Here is a 17,594-nt window from a genome sequence, read left to right as displayed (position 1 = left end):
AGGTACATTATCTTTAAAATTTGGTATAATCATAATTTGCTTTCCGCCAATCAAACCTGGCTCGTAAATAGCTGCAACACTTGTTTTTGAAAAAGGAAAGTCATTTTTGATCTGTAATTCTACCTGAATTTTTCCAGCAGTGTCGAGGAATTTGATACTAGCCACTTTACCAACTATAAGTCCGTTAATGGTTACTGGCGCAGAATTAACTAATCCTTCTACGTTATCGTATTGAACGTAAAATGTTTTATAGTTTGAAAGCAAATCTCTTCCTTTAAGGAAACTGTAACCCCAAATAAATAATAAAATAGAAGCAATAACTAATATTGCGGTCTTAATTTCTCTAGTAATTTTCAATGGTAAATCGTTTTTGGCAAAGTTAAAATAAATTATTAAAACTCCTTGTTATTATTGTTTTAATGCATCTTGAACTGATACTTTTTACCGTTTTTAAAGGCAATTAAAAATGCTGAAGCAAATCCTTTGGCTTTGGCTTCCGATAATAATCGTTTTGCTTCTTCATAATTGGTAGTTTCTCCATACATATATTTGTATAGGTTTCCTTCCGAAGAAACAGAAATATTGCTTAAACCTTTAAAGTTGCTTGGTGTTGTATCTAACTTGGTTCCGCTTGCAGAAAGCTGCACTTTAAACGAAGCTACTCCTAAGCTGACAACTTCTGGTTTTACTTCTGGTTTTTTCACTTCTGGTTTTTTAACATCAGTAGTTTTTACTGTCGGCTTTTTAGCGATTGTATCGAGCTTTTTTATAGGTTCTTCAATTTGTTGCGATGGTTTGATGGCATTATCATTATCACTCGCTCCAAAATATTCTTTTTTGTAGCTAATAATTGCATTGGCGATAGATTCTGCAATTTCCTGTTGACCTGCTTCTGAATCTAATTTTGAGCCTTCCGCCTGATTAGAAATAAAACCCATTTCTATCAAAACTCTTGGCATGTAGGCTTTGTGTAAAACCATATAAGGCGCTTGTTTGACTCCGCGGCTTTTTTTACCACTTTGTATAAATTGTCCTTGTATTTTCCCAGCTAAAGCTATACTTTGCTCAAGAAATTGCTCAACAATCATAGTCTTAGATATAATAGATTCGGGTGATTTTGGATCAAAGCCTTCATATTTTTCTTTATAATCTTTCTCCAAGGTAATTACGGCATTTTCTCGTTTTGCTGCTTCTAAATTTGAAGCATTTTTTGACATACCCATTACATAGGTTTCACAGCCATCAGCAGCATTATTCGTATTTGCGTTGCAATGAATCGAAACAAAAATATCGGCGTCAGCTCTGTTGGCAATGTTGGCACGTTCAACTAAATCGATAAACTGATCTCCTTTTCGGGTATAGATTACATCAATTCCTGAATTTTTTTCCAATATTTTCCCCACTTTCAATACTACTGCCAAAGCAATATTTTTTTCAATATGCCCATGATAGACTGCGCCATAATCATGATCACCATGACCGGCGTCGAGTGTTACTTTAAACTTTTGGGAATGTGCTGCGTTTGAAAACAATAAAATAGCGAATGTTGCTATTGTTATTGCTTTTATTTGTTTTATTACTTTCAAAATCTACTTTTAACTTAATTAATTATTTTAAAGCTGACGCTTTTCCATCGGCAAATACAACTATAAAAGCACTTGAAAATCCGTGGCTTTTGGCTTCATTACACATTTTTCTTGAATATTCTAAATCATATGATTTCCCATAATAATAACGGTAAAGATTATTTTCAAAAGTAAATGAAATATCTCTCAATCCTTTGAAATCACTCGAATACAGATCTTTCTTTTTAGAACTGGCAAAGAGCTGAACTTTATATAACGTCTGCCCAGGTTCAATTTTTACAGTTTCATTAGGCTTCGCAATTACGCTATCTGAAATTTCCTTTTGTTCTGCATATTTTTTATCAATATCCTTTATATCCTCTTCAGTTAAGGTTTCATTGAAATACATTTTCTTGTAATGAATGATTGAATTTGCAATCTGGCGTGCCATTTCGGTTTGCCCTTCATCAGAATTCAGATATTCACCTTCTTCTTTATTGGATAAGAAACCTAACTCTATCAAAACTCCAGGCATTTTGGCGGCATCCAAAACCCATAAAGGCTGTTGTTTTACGCCTCTGGTTTTTCTGTTCAAACGATTGGTGAAATTTTCCTGAATAGTTGTTGCAAGGCTAATGCTGCTGTACAAATTCTCTTCCTGAATAATTTTTAATCCGATAAGGTTTTCTGGTTTGTTTGGGTCAAAACCCTGATAATTCTTTTTGTAATTATCTTCCAGTAAGATTACCGAGTTTTCATTTTTGGCAACTTCCATATTCATATTCGTTCTTGAAAGTCCCATTACAAATGTTTCAGTTCCGGCAGGTTCAAAGTTTTTAACCGAATTACAATGAATAGAAACAAATAAATTAGCATCAATCTTATTCGCGATTTTTGGACGGTTTACCAATTCTATGAATTCGTCTGTTTTGCGGGTATACGTCACTTCAAAATCTTTTTCTCTTTCAAGAAATTTACCAACTTTAAGAGTTGTTTTCAAAGCAATGTCTTTTTCAACATATCCGTGATAGGAATTTCCCGGATCTTTTCCACCATGACCTGCATCCAGAACTATCGAAAACTTATTAGAATCTGTCTGTCCAAAGACATTCAGAATACTAAAAATCAAAAGTGTTGAAAAACAGGTTTTTATATTATTTAATAATCTCATCTACTCAAAAGTTAATTTTAATTAAAACCAAAAGGTTATAATGCCAATATTTCCTTATTTTTGACCGAAAATATTGTTTAAGTTTGCTTCGTCAAAAATCAAGCCATATTTCTACAAAAATAGCATTAAACCTTTGCAAAGAAACTTAATTTATATCGTTTTTTTAACAATTTTCCTAACACTGGGAAACGCAAAAATATATTCCCAGGACGGCAATCAAAAAAACAAATCTTTCCCTTCTAATAATCAGGATACTAAGCCGGAAAATTTAGAAAAAATACAAATAAAACCTTCAGATTCAAGTGTTGCTGACACATCTAAAAATAAAAAACCACTGCTCGAAAGTAAGATAAGAAGGAAAGCTGTTGATTACGAAAAATTCGATCAAAAGAAAAAATTAATAACACTTTACAATAAAGCCGAAGTTTATTATCAGGATATTGAACTCAAATCGGGAATCATTGTCATCGATTATAATAAAAATGAAGTCTATGCCGGAAGAATAAAAGATTCACTTGGCAATTTAACCCAAAGACCGGTTTTCAAACAGGGAAACAGTGTGATTGAACCCGACTCTATTCGGTTTAACTACAAAACTAAAAAGGCATTGGTTTGGAATTCAAGAACTAACCAAGGGGAATTTAATGTCATAGCTGAAAAAACAAAAAGAGAAAACGATTCAGTTTACTTTATGAAAAGCGCTCGTTTTACTACTGCAAAAGATATCGATAATCCTGAATATTATTTTTTAGCCAATAAAGTGAAATTTGTGCCCGGAAAAAAAGTAGTAGTTGGATTTACCAATATGTATATCGCTGATGTGCCGACGCCTATAGCTTTACCATTTGCTTTTTTCCCGATGACGGAGAAAAGTCGTTCAGGGATAATAATTCCGAGTTATAATGACAGCAACACCAGAGGTTTTTCATTGCAAAATGGCGGTTATTATTTTGCGTTAAGCGATAATTATGACCTGGCCGTTTTAGGCGATTATTACACCAATGGAAGTTATGCGATGCGTTTCGAATCGTCTTATGCCAAAAAATATAAGTTTTCGGGTAATGTGAACATCAGGATTGAAAATATTATCGAAAGCGAAAGAGGTTATCCTGACTATTCAAGAAGTAATAATTACAACATTCAATGGACACATGCCAAAGATGCTAAGTCCAATCCAAACTCACGCTTTTCGGCCTCTGTAAATCTTGGAACCAGTAAATATTTCATCAATTCACTTAATCAAAGTAATGTTGGTTCCAGATTGAATAATCAATTGCAGTCATCAATTTCTTATTCCAAAACATTTAATTCTGTGCCACAGGTCAATTTCTCTCTGACTGCTTCGCATCAACAAAATACCAATACGGAAAAAATCAGTATGACCTTGCCAACACTGCAAGTGAATGTTGACAGAATGTATCCTTTTGCACCAAAAGACGGTACTAAAAAAGGGATTTTAAAAAATATCAATCTGCAATATACCTTAAGAGGCGAAAACAGAATGGAAACTACCGATTCGCTTTTCTTTAAACCTCAAATGTTCAGAGATGCAAAAGTCGGATTCCAGCACAGCATTCCGTTGAGTACAAATTTTAAGGTTTTCAAATATTTTAGCGCTACTTCTTCGATAAATTATAATGAAGTTTGGTATTTAAAAACCATCAGACGTCAATTTGATCCAACAACGAACGCTGTCGTTGATACTAACGTACAGGGATTTGATGCTTTCAGGACTTATTCTTTCAGCACTGGATTAGGGACAACTGTTTATGGAACTTTTAATTTTGGTGAAACAAAAAAAATTCAGGCAATACGACACGTAATGCGTCCGAATGTTTCCTATAGTTATACACCAAGTTTTTCGAAATACTATGACACTTACAACTCTAACGGAAGCGGAACCATGGTAGAATATACGCGATTTGATAATGGGATTTTTGGTTCACCAGGAAAAAACATGTCAAACATTTTGGGATTCAGTTTGAGCAATACTTTTGAAGCTAAAATAACCGACAAGGATTCAACCAAAACAGAGCCAAAGAAAATCATGTTGCTTAATAATTTGAATTTATCAACATATTATGACATAACAGCCGATTCATTAAAGTGGGCACCATTGCGTGTTAGTGGCGGAACTCAATTCTTTAACCAAAAAATGAATGTCAATTTTGGAGCAACACTTGATCCTTATGCGATAAACAATTCTGGACACAAAATCAATACATGGAACATTGACAATGGCGGAAGTCTGTTTAGAATGACAAGTGCCAACATGACTTTAAACTATGCTTTCTCCAGCAAAGATGGCGAAGCTTTGGATAAGAAAAACAAACAAGGCGAAAGAAATGGTGGCCGTGAAGATGATTTGTTCGGAAGCAATACCGATTTGAGCGACAGGCGACAGAGCCAATTCAAAGACGATGGCAAAGAGGATGAAACTACCAGTGAGTTTTTCAAATATAAATTGCCATGGGATATGAACCTCGCCTATTCATTGACCTATTCAAACAATAACCGCGAGAAAAAAATATCAGGAAACTCGTTGATGGTTTCTATGAATACCGATTTGACACCCAAATGGAAAATTGGAGTTTCGACAGGTTATGATTTTGTTCAGGACGGTGTTACCTTTACACAGCTTCGATTTGAGAGAGATTTGCTTAGTTGGCGAATGGATTTCAACTGGGTTCCTTTTGGAGATAATCCATATTGGGGATTTTTCATTGGAATAAAAGCAGGTGTTTTGAGTGATATCAAATGGGATAAACGAAACCAGGCAGACAGAACTTTGAGATAAATTATAAGTTATGAGTTTAAAAAAAATAATCTACACAGATAAAGCTCCGGCGCCAATTGGACCATATAACCAAGCGGTCTTAGTTGGAAATACACTTTATACTTCGGGTCAGATAGCACTAAATCCAGCGACTATGGAATTAGTTCTTGACGATATAGAAACCGAAACCAAACAAGTCATGGAAAACATGAAAGCTGTTCTTGAAGCTGCCGAAATGACTTTTGACAATGTAGTAAAAACTACAATCTTCATTATGAATATGGGCGATTTTGCCCGTATCAATACTGTTTATGCAAGTTACTTTGACGAAAAAACAGCACCGGCACGCGAAACCGTTCAGGTGGCAGGTTTGCCAAAAGGTGTTAACGTTGAGATTTCGATGATAGCAGTAAAATAAGTGATCAGTGTTCAGTAATTATTGTTCCGTATAATCCCTGATTTTGAAAACAGTTGGGGATTTTTATTGATTGCTACGCAATAAACTAATTCCTATATTTGTTTAAATCCTAAAATCTTTATGTTAGAAAATTTCCCATTTTACCTAATCTTAATCTTTGCAATCGTAATGATAATGATGGTGGCCGATAAGATTAAAGTCGCCTACCCTATCTTATTGATTGTTTCCGGATTACTGATTAGCCTTGTGCCGGGAATTCCAACCGTAAGCATAAATCCTGAATTTATTTTTCTAATCTTTTTGCCTCCATTATTATATGAAGCGGCATGGTCAATATCATGGAAAGAGCTCTGGAAGTGGCGCCGGATTATACTAAGCTTTGCCTTTGTCGTAGTATTTCTGACCGCTTTATCTGTTGCATTAGTGGCAGATTATTTTATACCGGGATTTGGTCTGGCATTAGGTTTCTTGTTAGGCGGAATTGTTTCTCCACCTGATGCAGTAAGTGCCGGAGCTATTCTAAAATTTGTAAAAGTACCGCGTACCATATCATCAATACTCGAAGGTGAAAGTTTGCTGAATGATGCTTCATCACTAATCATTTTCCGATTTTCATTAGTCGCAGTCAGTACTACACAATTCATTTTTTCAAAGGCGATAGTCAGCTTTTCGTGGATGGTAATTGGAGGTATTGGAATTGGTCTCTTGATAGGATGGCTTTTTATGAAGTTCCACAAATACCTTCCTACCAACGCCAATATGGATACTGCGCTTACGCTGATAACGCCTTATATGATTTATCTTGCAGCTGAGGAACTACACAGTTCGGGAGTATTGGCCGTAGTTAGTGCCGGTTTGTATTTATCCCATAACCGACATTCTTTCTTATCGAGTGCATCGCGTGTCAGAGGATATAACGTATGGCAAAGCCTTGTATTTGTATTAAATGGTTTGGTATTCACAGTGATAGGACTTTCTTTACCAACCATTACAGCTGGGCTTGAAAAAGAAGGTGTGAGCTTTTATTCCGCAATTGGTTATGGCGTACTGATAACGTTTGTTTTAATTATAGTTAGGATTTTGGCAGCTTATGGAGCTGTGATTACAACCATAATTGCCCGTAATTTTATCAAGGTCGCAGATAAACGTAATCCTGGATTGAAAGGTCCATTTATCATTGGCTGGACCGGAATGCGTGGCGTTGTATCATTGGCTGCTGCTTTATCAATTCCTGTAAAATTGGATAATGGAAACGATTTCCCGCAACGCAATCTTATATTGTTTATCACATTTGTAGTGATATTACTGACTTTGGTTGTACAGGGATTGACATTGCCCTATCTTATTCGAAAATTTAAAATGATGACTACCGAAGAGGAAGAAGATGAACAAAGAGTTTATAATGATTTGAAACATGAATTGGCAGAATTCGCTTTGCTTCATTTAGAAAATAATTATAGCGATGCGCTGAAAGAACAGCCCATGTTGCGTAAGATGGCCAGCAAATGGAAAGACAGTAAAATATTGAATGAAGATGCTGATATGACTGCGGAATCCAGAGCAATATATATTACCATACTTAGCCAGCAAAGAAAATGGCTTATCAAAAGAAATAAAAAAGACACTAAAATTGATGAGCGAATCATCCGCAGACATCTTCATCATTTGGATATGGAAGAAGAAAAAATGCGTTTTATTTGATACATTAATTCGATAGCTGAATCTCTACTTTAAACTTACCCTGATATGGGTTTTCAGCCATTTGGGAATGTCCAATTATCAGTATATATTCTCCGTTTTGTGTGAGTTCCTGTTCTAAATCTTTCCCAAATGGGCCATCGGCAGTTTTATCAGGGAAAATGATTTGGTTAAAACGAATATTGCTGTCTTCAAATTTTGCCGGAATAACGGATGCTTTCAAGCTGCAAATTGCATCGTTTACAAACTTCACATAAATTCTCGGATGAATCGAATCTATTGTTCCAATGGCGCTATAATTTCCTTTTTCATCCTGAATCAGCATCTTTATAGTGTCACCATGCTGCTCATTCAAAAAAGATTCTTTTGCTTTCTCTTTTTCAGTCCCGATAGCTATCGGGATCGTATCACTCATATTAACCGGAATGACTTTAGTTTGCTCTTTCTGTTTGCAGGAGAAAATTAGCAGCAATACTACTATGGCAATTAAATAGTTTTTCATTGACCGGAAGATTGCATTTTCATAGATGGTTGAATAATACTAACACGATTGCCTTCGGTATCATAAAAGGAAACATATAATCCGTGACCTGGAATATCCACAGGTTCGCCAAGCAATTTGCCTCCGGCTTGTATGACATTGTCCATTGCTTCCCGAATATCTTCAACACCAATTACTAAAGACGGACATTGATCTGGTGTTTCATCATTTTTCGGATAAAAACCTCCGTTTATAGATCCGGGATTTTTAATCATTCCTTTTTCATCTGTTTCTGAAGTGGTAACCACAACATAGTTACCCATATCTTCACCAAGCATTTGTGTTTTCCAGCCAAAAGCATTGGCATAGAAAACGGCCATTCTATTTCTATCTTCTGCAGGCATTTCAAAATGCACAACGGGATTCATCTTTTCCATAGCTATATATTTTTTGATTTAACTCTTCACTGGATACTAACTATTGACATAATGAAAAGTGTTAGAATTAAGTAAACCAAATTTAATTCTTGTTTAAAATAATCTGTTATATAATCCTGGACTATTTTTTATATAATTAATAGTTTTAACAAAATTCTGATAGTAAAAACTGTTGTATTTTTTTACTTTTGAGGCTGAGAATTACAACACAAAAAATGAAACTAAAATTTATATCCTTTTTACTGATAATTGCTTCCAATTCTATCTTTTCTCAGGAGAAAGTTATTGGGTCAAATGGCACGGACGCGTTGAATGCATCGACTATTAAAGTGAATCCAAATGGAAAAATAGAGAATGGTACTTATAGCTGTTTGAAGTTTGACTGGAACATAAAAATTCCGGAAGGTTATGTACTTGATGCAGCTACAGTTGTACTTCCGAACGGGACAGTTGTATCGCAAAACCCCACACATCTCATTGGCTTTGAAGTAGATAAAAGAAATACTTTTTTGTCGAGTTTTGAATCATTAGCGGGAAGTAAGATAACATCGCTTGAGGATCACAAAAATTTTATTGTCAAATTATTCAATGATACCTATTCTAAAATTGAAACCTTAAAGTTCGACGTAAGCAGCTCAAATATGAGAATAGGAAATTATGATTTCTATAAAGTCCAAACGAGATTGTATGATTCCAAAACGGATGAATTACTACTGACACAGGATTTGTACAATAGTTTTATAAACAATAATTTGTTTAGTGTAAACATAAATTACAACAATCCAAACATTGGTAAACTGTTAACCGAGAATTTTATAAGTTCATTAAGCAATTAAATCTTACTTCATTTCATCCAAACCCAACAATAATAACTGTGCCGTAGCTTCATTGGTAGCCAAAGGCACATTGTGTACGTCGCAAATACGAATCAGCATGCTGATGTCTGGTTCATGCGCGTGACTCGAGTTTGGGTCTTTAAAAAACAATACCATTTTGGTTTTTCCTTCAGCAACTCTTGCTGCAATTTGAGCATCGCCGCCTTGTGGTCCGGAAAGCATTTTCTTTACTTTAATGCCAACAGCTTCAACCTTTCCTCCTGTTGTTCCGGTAGCGATTAGTTTTATGTGTTCTTTTACGAGTATGTGTTTGTTTTTATTGATGAACTGAACCATGTCAGCTTTTTTGCCATCATGTGCAATGATTGCTATTTCCATGTTTTGTATTTTGATGCAAGTTAATTATTAACGGTAACGTTGGCAAATAAAAAAGGTCTACGTTAGCAGACCTTTATTATGGATTCCCGCCTTCGCGGGAATGACAAAATTCGCGGGTATGACAAATAGTATTATTTATTTAAAATGTGGTAAGCAATCAAACCGTCAATTGGTCTTCTTAGTACGTTACCCATTTTTATGTCATGTTTGGCTAAAATTTGTTCCAATTCATCTTTTAAATAAAACGCTATCGAACCAACAAAATGCACTGGCACTTCTTTGTGATTTTCAAATTGCATGATATAGTTTTTGGTGAAAGATTTCAATTCTTTCTTGATGATTTTTTTACAGAACTCATTATCCTTGTGCTTAATTATAAACTTAGCAAAAGTCGCTAAATATGCATTCGGATTGGCTTCTTTGTACAAATTAGCTTTGATGTAATCAGCATCAACATTGTATTCTTCTTCAAATTCTTTAGCCAGTTCTTTGGGCATATTATTGAAATAATATCCGCGGATTAAATGTCTTCCAAAACGATTTCCAGAACCATCATCCATTGCAATATAACCTAATGACTGCACTTTTTGATGCAACACTTTGCCATCAAAATAACTACAGTTAGAACCTGTTCCGAGGATGCAAACTATCGCTTCTTCGTCTTTTGGCGTAGTCGCATAAACCGCTGCATACGTATCTTCATAAACCGAAACGACAGCGTTGGTGAAATATTCCTGAAACACTTTGGTCAAAAATTCTTTCATTCTATCCGTTCCGCAACCTGCTCCATAAAAATAAAGATGTGTTGCTTTGTCTTTGTTGTGTTCGATATCAAATTTATCGTCAAGACGATTGATGACTTCTGCTTTATCTAAAACTTCGGGATTTAAACCAAGTGTCTGCGTAGTGAAAAGCACTTTTCCGTTTTCATCAATGGCAATCCAATCGGCTTTGGTAGAGCCACTATCAACTAATAATTTCATAAATTAATTAGGAATTACGAATTAGGAATTACGAATTATAAAACCTGCTTCTTATTTATTATTTTAAGCCAGCAATATAAACAGATAAATCAATCAATTTACTTGAATAACCATATTCGTTATCATACCAGGAAACTAATTTGAAGAATGTTGAGTTCAAACCAATTCCGGCTTTAGCATCAATAATCGAAGTTCTTGTGTCAGATACAAAATCCTGAGATACAACATCGTCTTCTGTATATCCAATAATTCCTTTCATTTCATTTTCTGAAGCTTTTTTCAACACTGCCATGATTTCATCGTACGAAGTTTCTTTGGCAACTTTTACAGTTAAATCAACTACAGAAACATCAACCGTAGGAACACGGAAAGACATACCAGTCAATTTTCCGTTCAATGCCGGAATAACTTTTCCAACAGCTTTTGCTGCTCCTGTTGAAGATGGAATTATGTTTACGCTGGCAGCACGTCCGCCTCTCCAGTCTTTTTTAGATGGTCCGTCAGCAACCATTTGAGTTGATGTTGTAGCGTGAACTGTAGTCATCAAACCTTCAACAATTCCGAAGTTATCATTGATTACTTTAGCCAATGGCGCTAAACAGTTTGTGGTACATGATGCATTCGACACAACAGTATCAGTAGCTTTAGCTTCTGTGTGGTTGACTCCCATTACAAACATTGGAGCATCTGCAGATGGTGCAGAAATAACTACTTTTTTGGCACCACCATCAATGTGAGCTTTTGCAGTTTCAATTGTAGTAAAGAAACCTGTACATTCAGCCACTACGTCTACATCAACATCTTTATCATCCCATTTGATAAGCTTTGGATCTCTTTCGGCAGTAACTCTGATGAACCTGTCGTTTACATATAGTTTTCCGTCTTTCACTTCTACTTTTCCATTGAAACGTCCGTGAACTGAATCATATTTTAATAAGTAAGCCAAATGATCTACATCTAATAAATCGTTGATGGCTACTACTTCTACATTATCTCTGTTATAGGTTTCTCTGAATACAATTCTTCCAATTCTTCCGAAACCGTTTATTCCTAATTTTACTTTTGACATTTTTTTTATTTTATGTTAATTTGGTTATTCGTTGATTTGGTTATTTGTTTTCTCATCGAGTCACCGAATCACCAAATAACCGAATCCCCTTTTTTATGTGGACATGATATCAGAAACTCTCAGTAATTCTCTATCTATTTCTGAATGACCTTTGATAGCTTGTTCTAACGGAGTTAGCGCTACTTTATCGCTTAGCATTCCCACCATGAAATTTGATTTTCCTTCTAATAAAGATTCTACTGCTTTTACACCAAGACGTGATGCTAAAACCCTGTCAAAACAAGATGGTGCACCACCACGTTGCATATGACCTAATACAGAAACACGAATATCGTATTCAGGAAAATGTTCTTCGATATAGTCTTTTAATTCAAATACGCTTTTGCCAATTTTATCACCTTCGGCAATCACTACAATGCTTGATGATTTTCCTGAGGCTTTGCTTTTGCGCAACGATTCTAAAAGACGTTCCAAGCCTAAATCCTGTTCCGGAATCAGAATTTCTTCTGCTCCTGCGCCAATTCCGGCATTCAAAGCAATATGACCAGCATCTCTTCCCATAACTTCAACAAGAAAAAGACGGTTATGTGAACTGGCAGTATCTCGAATTTTATCGATGCATTCTACAACTGTATTCAAAGCGGTGTCAAACCCTAAAGTGTGGCTTGTTCCGAAAATGTCATTATCAATTGTCCCCGGAATTCCCATTACAGGATAGCCAAATTCGTTATTAAAAACTTCTGCTCCGGTAAAGCTTCCATCTCCACCAATAACAACTAATGCATCAATCCCGGCATTTACTAAATTCTGATGCGCTTTTTGTCTGCCTTCAACAGTCATGAATTCTTTTGATCGCGCTGATTTTAGAATGGTTCCGCCTTTGTTTACAATATTGTTTACACTTCTTGGACCCATTTCTTTGAAATCGCCTTCAATCATTCCCTGATAACCTCTGTAAATACCAATACATTCAATATTATGATAGGCACAGGTTCTAACTACGGAACGGATGGCTGCATTCATACCAGGAGAATCTCCACCGGAAGTTAGTACGCCTATTTTTTTTATGGTTTTTGACATTTTTTAAGTATTAAAATGTAAAATTAGCAAACAAGAACCATTGTTTGACCCATATTATTGTTATATTAATAAAACAGGGAAAATTCAATCGTTTTCGTTGATAAGTTTTTTGGTTATTATTGTTTTGGAAAGGCTCAGACGTTAATCATCTGTTGGAATTGCTTCTTTATTTGGCTTTGGGTCGTCATCTTTCTTGGTAGGTTTATCTTTGATTTGGATACCATCCGGAGGCAAACTTGAGTCGTGAACGTCGTTATTTACAGGAGTAATTTTTTCTAATACAATCTTTTTGAAAATCTTGTTTACCAATTCTTTAAAAGTATCAAAGTCGACTTCATAAGACATTCCTACTCCTTGCGTATAGCCAATTCCCTGACCAATATATGTGATATCGTTTTCTTTATTGAATACTCTCAAATTAAGCGTTCCATCTTTATTCACACGATATTGCACTTCAAGGTCACCAACAATAGCTGTTTCGGTAATTCCTCCTACTGGTACTCCGACTTTTCCGTTAACCGTAATTCGATCATTTATTCGGGAAGAAACGGTAACGCCAAATCGCCCGTCTGTTTGTTGTCCCGGAGTTCTGTCAGCAACTATATATTCAGGAGCAATTGAAATCTTATCATTATCACCAGAGAATATATCACTAAAAAGGCTACTCGCTTTTTCAAATAAATTATTGGACAACTGGCTTTGACTAACACCATCCTGGCTCAGGAAACTACCTGTAGAAAGCAGGTATAAAGCCTGGGTTTGTCTGGTATCTTTATCATCCAGTTTATATTGGATTTCAGATTTTAATGAACTTCCAATTGTTGGGAAATTAATATTAAAATCAGGTTCAGGGCTACTCAAATTCCCTTTGACACCAATAACAACTTCAACATCTACTTTCTTATTGAAAGATGGATTATCAATTAAAACGGCAGGATTTGCAGTAGTTTTATACACAGCTTCCAGATTTAAAACCGCAGCCATTGGATCACCTGTCCATGTTATGGAACCGCCTTTTTTTACATCAAATTTCTTATCGATTAATCCTCCATATTTAAAATTATACGAACCGGAAACTACTGAGAAATCTCCAAACATTTCAAATTTCCCCAAAGTGTTAATTCTGAAGAGCAGCGTTCCGTTTCCTTTTCCTTTCATTCCGTGGCCAGATTCCCTGTTAAGGATTACTTCAATATTGGCAATTTCGGTTATATCAAAATTAAATGCCAGTTCAAGTCCGTTGTAATTATTATGCTGGATTACTTTGTCGCCTTTCTTTTTCTTCTTTTCTTCCGGAGTTCTAAAACGTATGAATTTGCTATCTTCAACTGCTTCGGCATCGTTAATCGGGATTTTAATATCTGTTCCTTTGGCAGATTCAGCATCGACTTTTATCATCAAATTGCCGGTTGGCCCTTTTATGCTTGCCGTACCATTCATAAAAGCTTTTCCATAATAGGCCGCGTCTTCCTCATCAACAGTGTCTAAAGCTAAAAGACGTTTTGTATAAATAGACAAATCCAATTGCCAATCGCCAAATTGCTTGTGTTTGATAAATCCGCTGATGCTTCCTTTAGTATCAAATTTAGTGTCGCTAATATTGGTTTCCCTGATTATGAATTTGTTTTCGGTAACATCAACTACAGAGTTTTTATCAAAAACATAATCGGTGTTTAGATACGGAATCGTAAGTCCGGCATCATTGATAAACAACCTTCCATTATAATCCAGCTCATTTATTTCTCCGTCAATTCTGGCAGTTCCAGAAGCAAATCCTCGAATATTGGTAATGACATCTCCTCCTATTTTTCCTAAAACTCCAAGGTTGAATCTGTCAAAATTCAAATCAATATCTAATAACGTTTTATCATCAATAATCTGAATATCTCCATTGGCGTTAAAAGCTTCTACATTTTGGTTTTCCAAATTGGAATTCAAATGGAATTTACGCAATGTTTCATCACCCTGAATATCTAAATTCATTTTCCCCAATGCAAGATCATTAACTTTCAAACTATCAATCGTCAAAGTTGACGTAGGCTGAAAAATCGCATTGCTTTGTTTGAAATTAATCTTTCCGTTAAGGTTTCCGTCAAACTTAAATTTCTCGACATCGGGCGTGACTTTATTCAAATTGACATTATCAAATGTGAGCTGCAAATCCTTATTCTGCCTGCCATTCAACACACCAATAAAATTGATGCTCTGATTTCCGTGTGACAGGACTAAATCATTGAATGAAAAATTACTAAGCTTTTTATCAAAGACAATCTTACTTTTTTCCGGGTTTTCATTTTCATTTAAAAACCATAAATAATCCTTGAATTGAAGTTCTGATTTGTTAAATCCAACAACATTATTATTCTCATCATTTATCGTGTGATAAAAATTCAGATTATAAAAGTCATTACCGTGTTTTCCGCCTTTAAACTCAGTTCTAAAGTGTAACGTGTCTTTCGAAAACGTATTAATCATACTAAAATCCCTGATTTTATAATGCTTCGTTTTTATAGAATCTAACTGAACATAAGCATTATACAGAGGATTTTTATTATCCACCTGAACCATAATATTGTCAAAAGTATTGTCATAGGCAACAATCTGCGGTGAACTGAAATCTAATTTGAAATCCTTGCTTTCCGAGGCAATGTTTCCTTTCAGTTTTGTGTTTTTGGCTAGAGAAATATCAGGATTGAATATTTCTATAATTTTGCTGTGCAAATCAAAATCAAATTTTAAATATTGATTAGGCAGTACTTTATTGGCTTTGTAATTGGAATAAAAACTTCCCAACGAATTCTCCACCATTTTCTGCAATTGGTTGAATTTATATTTTCCAACCACGGAACCTTCAATCGCATCAGGGGAATCTATTGTAATCGCTCTTTCTCCATTGGCATCAAAACTCGAATTTAAGTTCAGATAATCCACAAAGTATAAATCCTTTTTATTTTGGTACGAAGCATTAGTAAGCAATAAATTCCCTTTGAGATTATCGAGAGAATTTCCGGTTGCCTTAACCACAATATCACCTTTAAAAACGGAAATTGAATCTTTAATGAAATTTAGTTTCACCAAATTGGCATAATCAATTTTGGAGTGGAAATCATAAATATTTTCTTTTTTGGATAAATCCAAAACTCCACTGAAATCCATAAATAAATTTGGATCATTTATATAAAACTGCCCTTTAAATATAGGCTGTTTAAAGCTTCCGTCAACAATGATTTTGGTGTAATTATAACCATTGTATTTTACCTCAAAGACATCGCCTGCAAAAGAAGTATTGATGTATTTCTGAGTAAATCCTTTTCCGTCGACATCGAGGTTCATGCTCACTTTTCCGATATCCTTGTCATTCATCATGGCACCCACATCAAAATCATCCAAAATAAGGCTTCCGTGATATTTTGCGTTGTCTATATTATTCAAATCTGATATATGTAAATCAGATTCGATGATACCCAGAGCGGTATTCATTACAAAATCGGAATTGATGTATTGCTGTGTAACTTCAACATCTCCGGTAAAATTAAATTGCCCTAATTTTTGCAACGATGATGGTAATTTTTTTCCGAGAATATTTGGCAATAGCTTAGTCAAATCAACATAATTGGAAGAAATTCTTTTGAATTGTCCTTTCATGTAAAACTTGCCCGGAGCACGTGGAAATAGGTTTTTAAAATTAACATCGCCTCTAATAGTCGAAAACTTATAATCTTTTAAATCGAGATTAGTAGCATAAAAATTGTTCAGTGTTCCTTTGAGTTTTGACTTTAAAGAAAACTTTTGATTTTTATCAAATTCTTTATAAAAAAAGCGAATGTCATTGGTTGCTAATGTAGCGCTATCAATCGTTACATCAAATTTTACTCGGTTGTTAAAATCGCTGAAATCGTGATTTTCTTTGTTGTATTTCAGAATGATATTGCCTTTCAAAAAGGATTCTTTGGTAGTTACTTCCAGCTTATTCAGCGTAATATCTTTTTTGGTGTACTTAAAATCTGAAGTCAGATTTTCAATCAGAACACCGCGGTGATCAAGGAAGCTCATCGTTTTTATCATGCTCATAACATTTGGCCCCTGAATTTTAAAATCTTTCAGATGTGCATTGAGCTTAGTAAAATCAATATCTTTTGGGTGTGGCCTGTTTAAATCAATCATCACCAAACGGCTGTTTTTGAGATAAATATTATTTGATGTCATCAAAAACTTCCCGCTACTCTTTTTTCCATCGTCAAAAGCCGCAATGAATTTATCCAGATTGGTGTCCTTATCACCTTTATAACTCTTTATCTGAAGATAAAAATCATCCATGTATAAGTCGCCGAAAAGCAACTGCCCGTCAATGAATTGTTTGAAATCTAAAACGCTTGTTCTGATTCTGTCGGAAAAAATTAAAGTGTCGTTATGATTATCCAAAACAAGAACTTTTTTGAGCTTGACTCCACCAAAAAAAGTTATGGCAACTTCATCTATGCTGATATTGGTTCCGTATTCTGTGTTGATTTTGTCGGTTGCATAACGCGCGATTTTGGTTTGTACCACAGGCAACGACAACGCTATGCTGACTAATAATAAAAGTAGAATTAGTACAACAATAGTGCGAAGAAGTATCTTTCGAAATTTTTTAAAACCGTTATTTGTTTTAATTTTTTCCAATTATTCTTTTGACTTGGGAAAGAAAATTACCTTTGTAAAA

Annotated in this window: 14 protein-coding genes; 4 read left to right on the top strand and 10 right to left on the bottom strand. The window is 34.9% G+C overall.

Annotated features, from left to right (window positions below):
* From ABIQ27_RS07055 to ABIQ27_RS07045, 3 genes are all read right to left on the bottom strand, one after another.
* Positions 1–357, bottom strand: a 357-nt coding sequence (locus ABIQ27_RS07055; RefSeq protein ID WP_348033081.1) for an MlaD family protein, incomplete at its 3' end; no start/stop codon positions are given.
* Positions 358–416: 59 nt separating this feature from the next.
* On the bottom strand, positions 417–1,586 hold the full coding sequence (locus tag ABIQ27_RS07050) for an N-acetylmuramoyl-L-alanine amidase (protein ID WP_348033080.1): 1,170 nt from the start codon (positions 1,584–1,586) through the stop codon (positions 417–419).
* A gap of 22 nt (positions 1,587–1,608) precedes the next feature.
* Positions 1,609–2,736 (bottom strand): N-acetylmuramoyl-L-alanine amidase, encoded by a 1,128-nt coding sequence (locus tag ABIQ27_RS07045; protein WP_348033079.1) that lies wholly within the window; start codon positions 2,734–2,736, stop codon positions 1,609–1,611.
* A gap of 133 nt (positions 2,737–2,869) precedes the next feature.
* On the opposite strand from ABIQ27_RS07045, the gene ABIQ27_RS07040 reads away from it, so the two are divergent.
* The 3 genes from ABIQ27_RS07040 (at position 2,870) to ABIQ27_RS07030 (ending at position 7,631) form a co-directional block, all read left to right on the top strand.
* Positions 2,870–5,533: a putative LPS assembly protein LptD gene (locus ABIQ27_RS07040; protein ID WP_348033078.1), complete on the top strand. Its 2,664-nt coding sequence runs from the start codon at positions 2,870–2,872 to the stop codon at positions 5,531–5,533.
* Between the two features lie 10 nt (positions 5,534–5,543).
* A complete protein-coding gene (locus ABIQ27_RS07035; protein WP_348033077.1) occupies positions 5,544–5,930 on the top strand; it encodes a RidA family protein in 387 nt (128 codons plus the stop codon).
* Between the two features lie 120 nt (positions 5,931–6,050).
* Positions 6,051–7,631 (top strand): Na+/H+ antiporter, encoded by a 1,581-nt coding sequence (locus ABIQ27_RS07030; protein ID WP_348033076.1) that lies wholly within the window; start codon positions 6,051–6,053, stop codon positions 7,629–7,631.
* Positions 7,632–7,635: 4 nt separating this feature from the next.
* Here ABIQ27_RS07030 and ABIQ27_RS07025 read toward each other — a convergent pair whose 3' ends face one another.
* Positions 7,636–8,130 carry a hypothetical protein gene (locus ABIQ27_RS07025; protein ID WP_348033075.1) on the bottom strand — a complete coding sequence of 165 codons (495 nt, stop codon included), beginning with the start codon at positions 8,128–8,130 and terminating at the stop codon, positions 7,636–7,638.
* Positions 8,127–8,546 carry a VOC family protein gene (locus ABIQ27_RS07020; protein ID WP_348033074.1) on the bottom strand — a complete coding sequence of 140 codons (420 nt, stop codon included), beginning with the start codon at positions 8,544–8,546 and terminating at the stop codon, positions 8,127–8,129. Before ABIQ27_RS07020 ends, ABIQ27_RS07025 begins: the two co-directional genes overlap by 4 nt.
* Positions 8,547–8,761: 215 nt before the next feature.
* On the opposite strand from ABIQ27_RS07020, the gene ABIQ27_RS07015 reads away from it, so the two are divergent.
* Positions 8,762–9,382 carry a hypothetical protein gene (locus ABIQ27_RS07015; RefSeq protein ID WP_348033073.1) on the top strand — a complete coding sequence of 207 codons (621 nt, stop codon included), beginning with the start codon at positions 8,762–8,764 and terminating at the stop codon, positions 9,380–9,382.
* Positions 9,383–9,385: 3 nt separating this feature from the next.
* Here the strand turns inward: ABIQ27_RS07015 and ABIQ27_RS07010 are convergent, their stop codons facing one another.
* The 5 genes from ABIQ27_RS07010 to ABIQ27_RS06990 all read right to left on the bottom strand — a co-directional run bounded on the left by ABIQ27_RS07010 (position 9,386) and on the right by ABIQ27_RS06990 (position 17,554).
* Positions 9,386–9,760, bottom strand: a complete 375-nt coding sequence (locus tag ABIQ27_RS07010) for a methylglyoxal synthase (protein ID WP_348033072.1) — start codon at positions 9,758–9,760, stop codon at positions 9,386–9,388.
* A gap of 131 nt (positions 9,761–9,891) precedes the next feature.
* Positions 9,892–10,743, bottom strand: a complete 852-nt coding sequence (locus ABIQ27_RS07005) for a BadF/BadG/BcrA/BcrD ATPase family protein (protein ID WP_348033071.1) — start codon at positions 10,741–10,743, stop codon at positions 9,892–9,894.
* Between the two features lie 58 nt (positions 10,744–10,801).
* The gene (gap, locus tag ABIQ27_RS07000; RefSeq protein ID WP_348033070.1) at positions 10,802–11,812 is read right to left on the bottom strand and encodes a type I glyceraldehyde-3-phosphate dehydrogenase; all 1,011 of its coding nucleotides are present in this window, start codon (positions 11,810–11,812) and stop codon (positions 10,802–10,804) included.
* 93 nt (positions 11,813–11,905) lie between these two features.
* Entirely contained in the window at positions 11,906–12,892 is a 987-nt protein-coding gene (gene pfkA, locus ABIQ27_RS06995) for a 6-phosphofructokinase (protein ID WP_348033069.1), read from the bottom strand.
* Positions 12,893–13,033: 141 nt separating this feature from the next.
* Positions 13,034–17,554 carry a translocation/assembly module TamB domain-containing protein gene (locus ABIQ27_RS06990; RefSeq protein ID WP_348033068.1) on the bottom strand — a complete coding sequence of 1,507 codons (4,521 nt, stop codon included), beginning with the start codon at positions 17,552–17,554 and terminating at the stop codon, positions 13,034–13,036.
* Positions 17,555–17,594: the final 40 nt, after the last annotated feature.

It is taken from the genome of Flavobacterium sp. (assembly GCF_039916025.1).
Lineage (GTDB): Bacteria > Bacteroidota > Bacteroidia > Flavobacteriales > Flavobacteriaceae > Flavobacterium.
This window is presented reverse-complemented; position numbering and strand designations above follow the sequence as displayed.

Coding starts and splice junctions, on each gene's coding strand:
- ABIQ27_RS07045 (WP_348033079.1), bottom strand. CDS start 2,736: ATGAGATTATTAAATAATATAAAAACCTGTTTTTCAACACTTTTGATT.
- ABIQ27_RS07035 (WP_348033077.1), top strand. CDS start 5,544: ATGAGTTTAAAAAAAATAATCTACACAGATAAAGCTCCGGCGCCAATT.
- ABIQ27_RS07030 (WP_348033076.1), top strand. CDS start 6,051: ATGTTAGAAAATTTCCCATTTTACCTAATCTTAATCTTTGCAATCGTA.
- ABIQ27_RS07025 (WP_348033075.1), bottom strand. CDS start 8,130: ATGAAAAACTATTTAATTGCCATAGTAGTATTGCTGCTAATTTTCTCC.
- ABIQ27_RS07020 (WP_348033074.1), bottom strand. CDS start 8,546: ATGGAAAAGATGAATCCCGTTGTGCATTTTGAAATGCCTGCAGAAGAT.
- ABIQ27_RS07015 (WP_348033073.1), top strand. CDS start 8,762: ATGAAACTAAAATTTATATCCTTTTTACTGATAATTGCTTCCAATTCT.
- ABIQ27_RS07010 (WP_348033072.1), bottom strand. CDS start 9,760: ATGGAAATAGCAATCATTGCACATGATGGCAAAAAAGCTGACATGGTT.
- ABIQ27_RS07005 (WP_348033071.1), bottom strand. CDS start 10,743: ATGAAATTATTAGTTGATAGTGGCTCTACCAAAGCCGATTGGATTGCC.
- gap (WP_348033070.1), bottom strand. CDS start 11,812: ATGTCAAAAGTAAAATTAGGAATAAACGGTTTCGGAAGAATTGGAAGA.
- pfkA (WP_348033069.1), bottom strand. CDS start 12,892: ATGTCAAAAACCATAAAAAAAATAGGCGTACTAACTTCCGGTGGAGAT.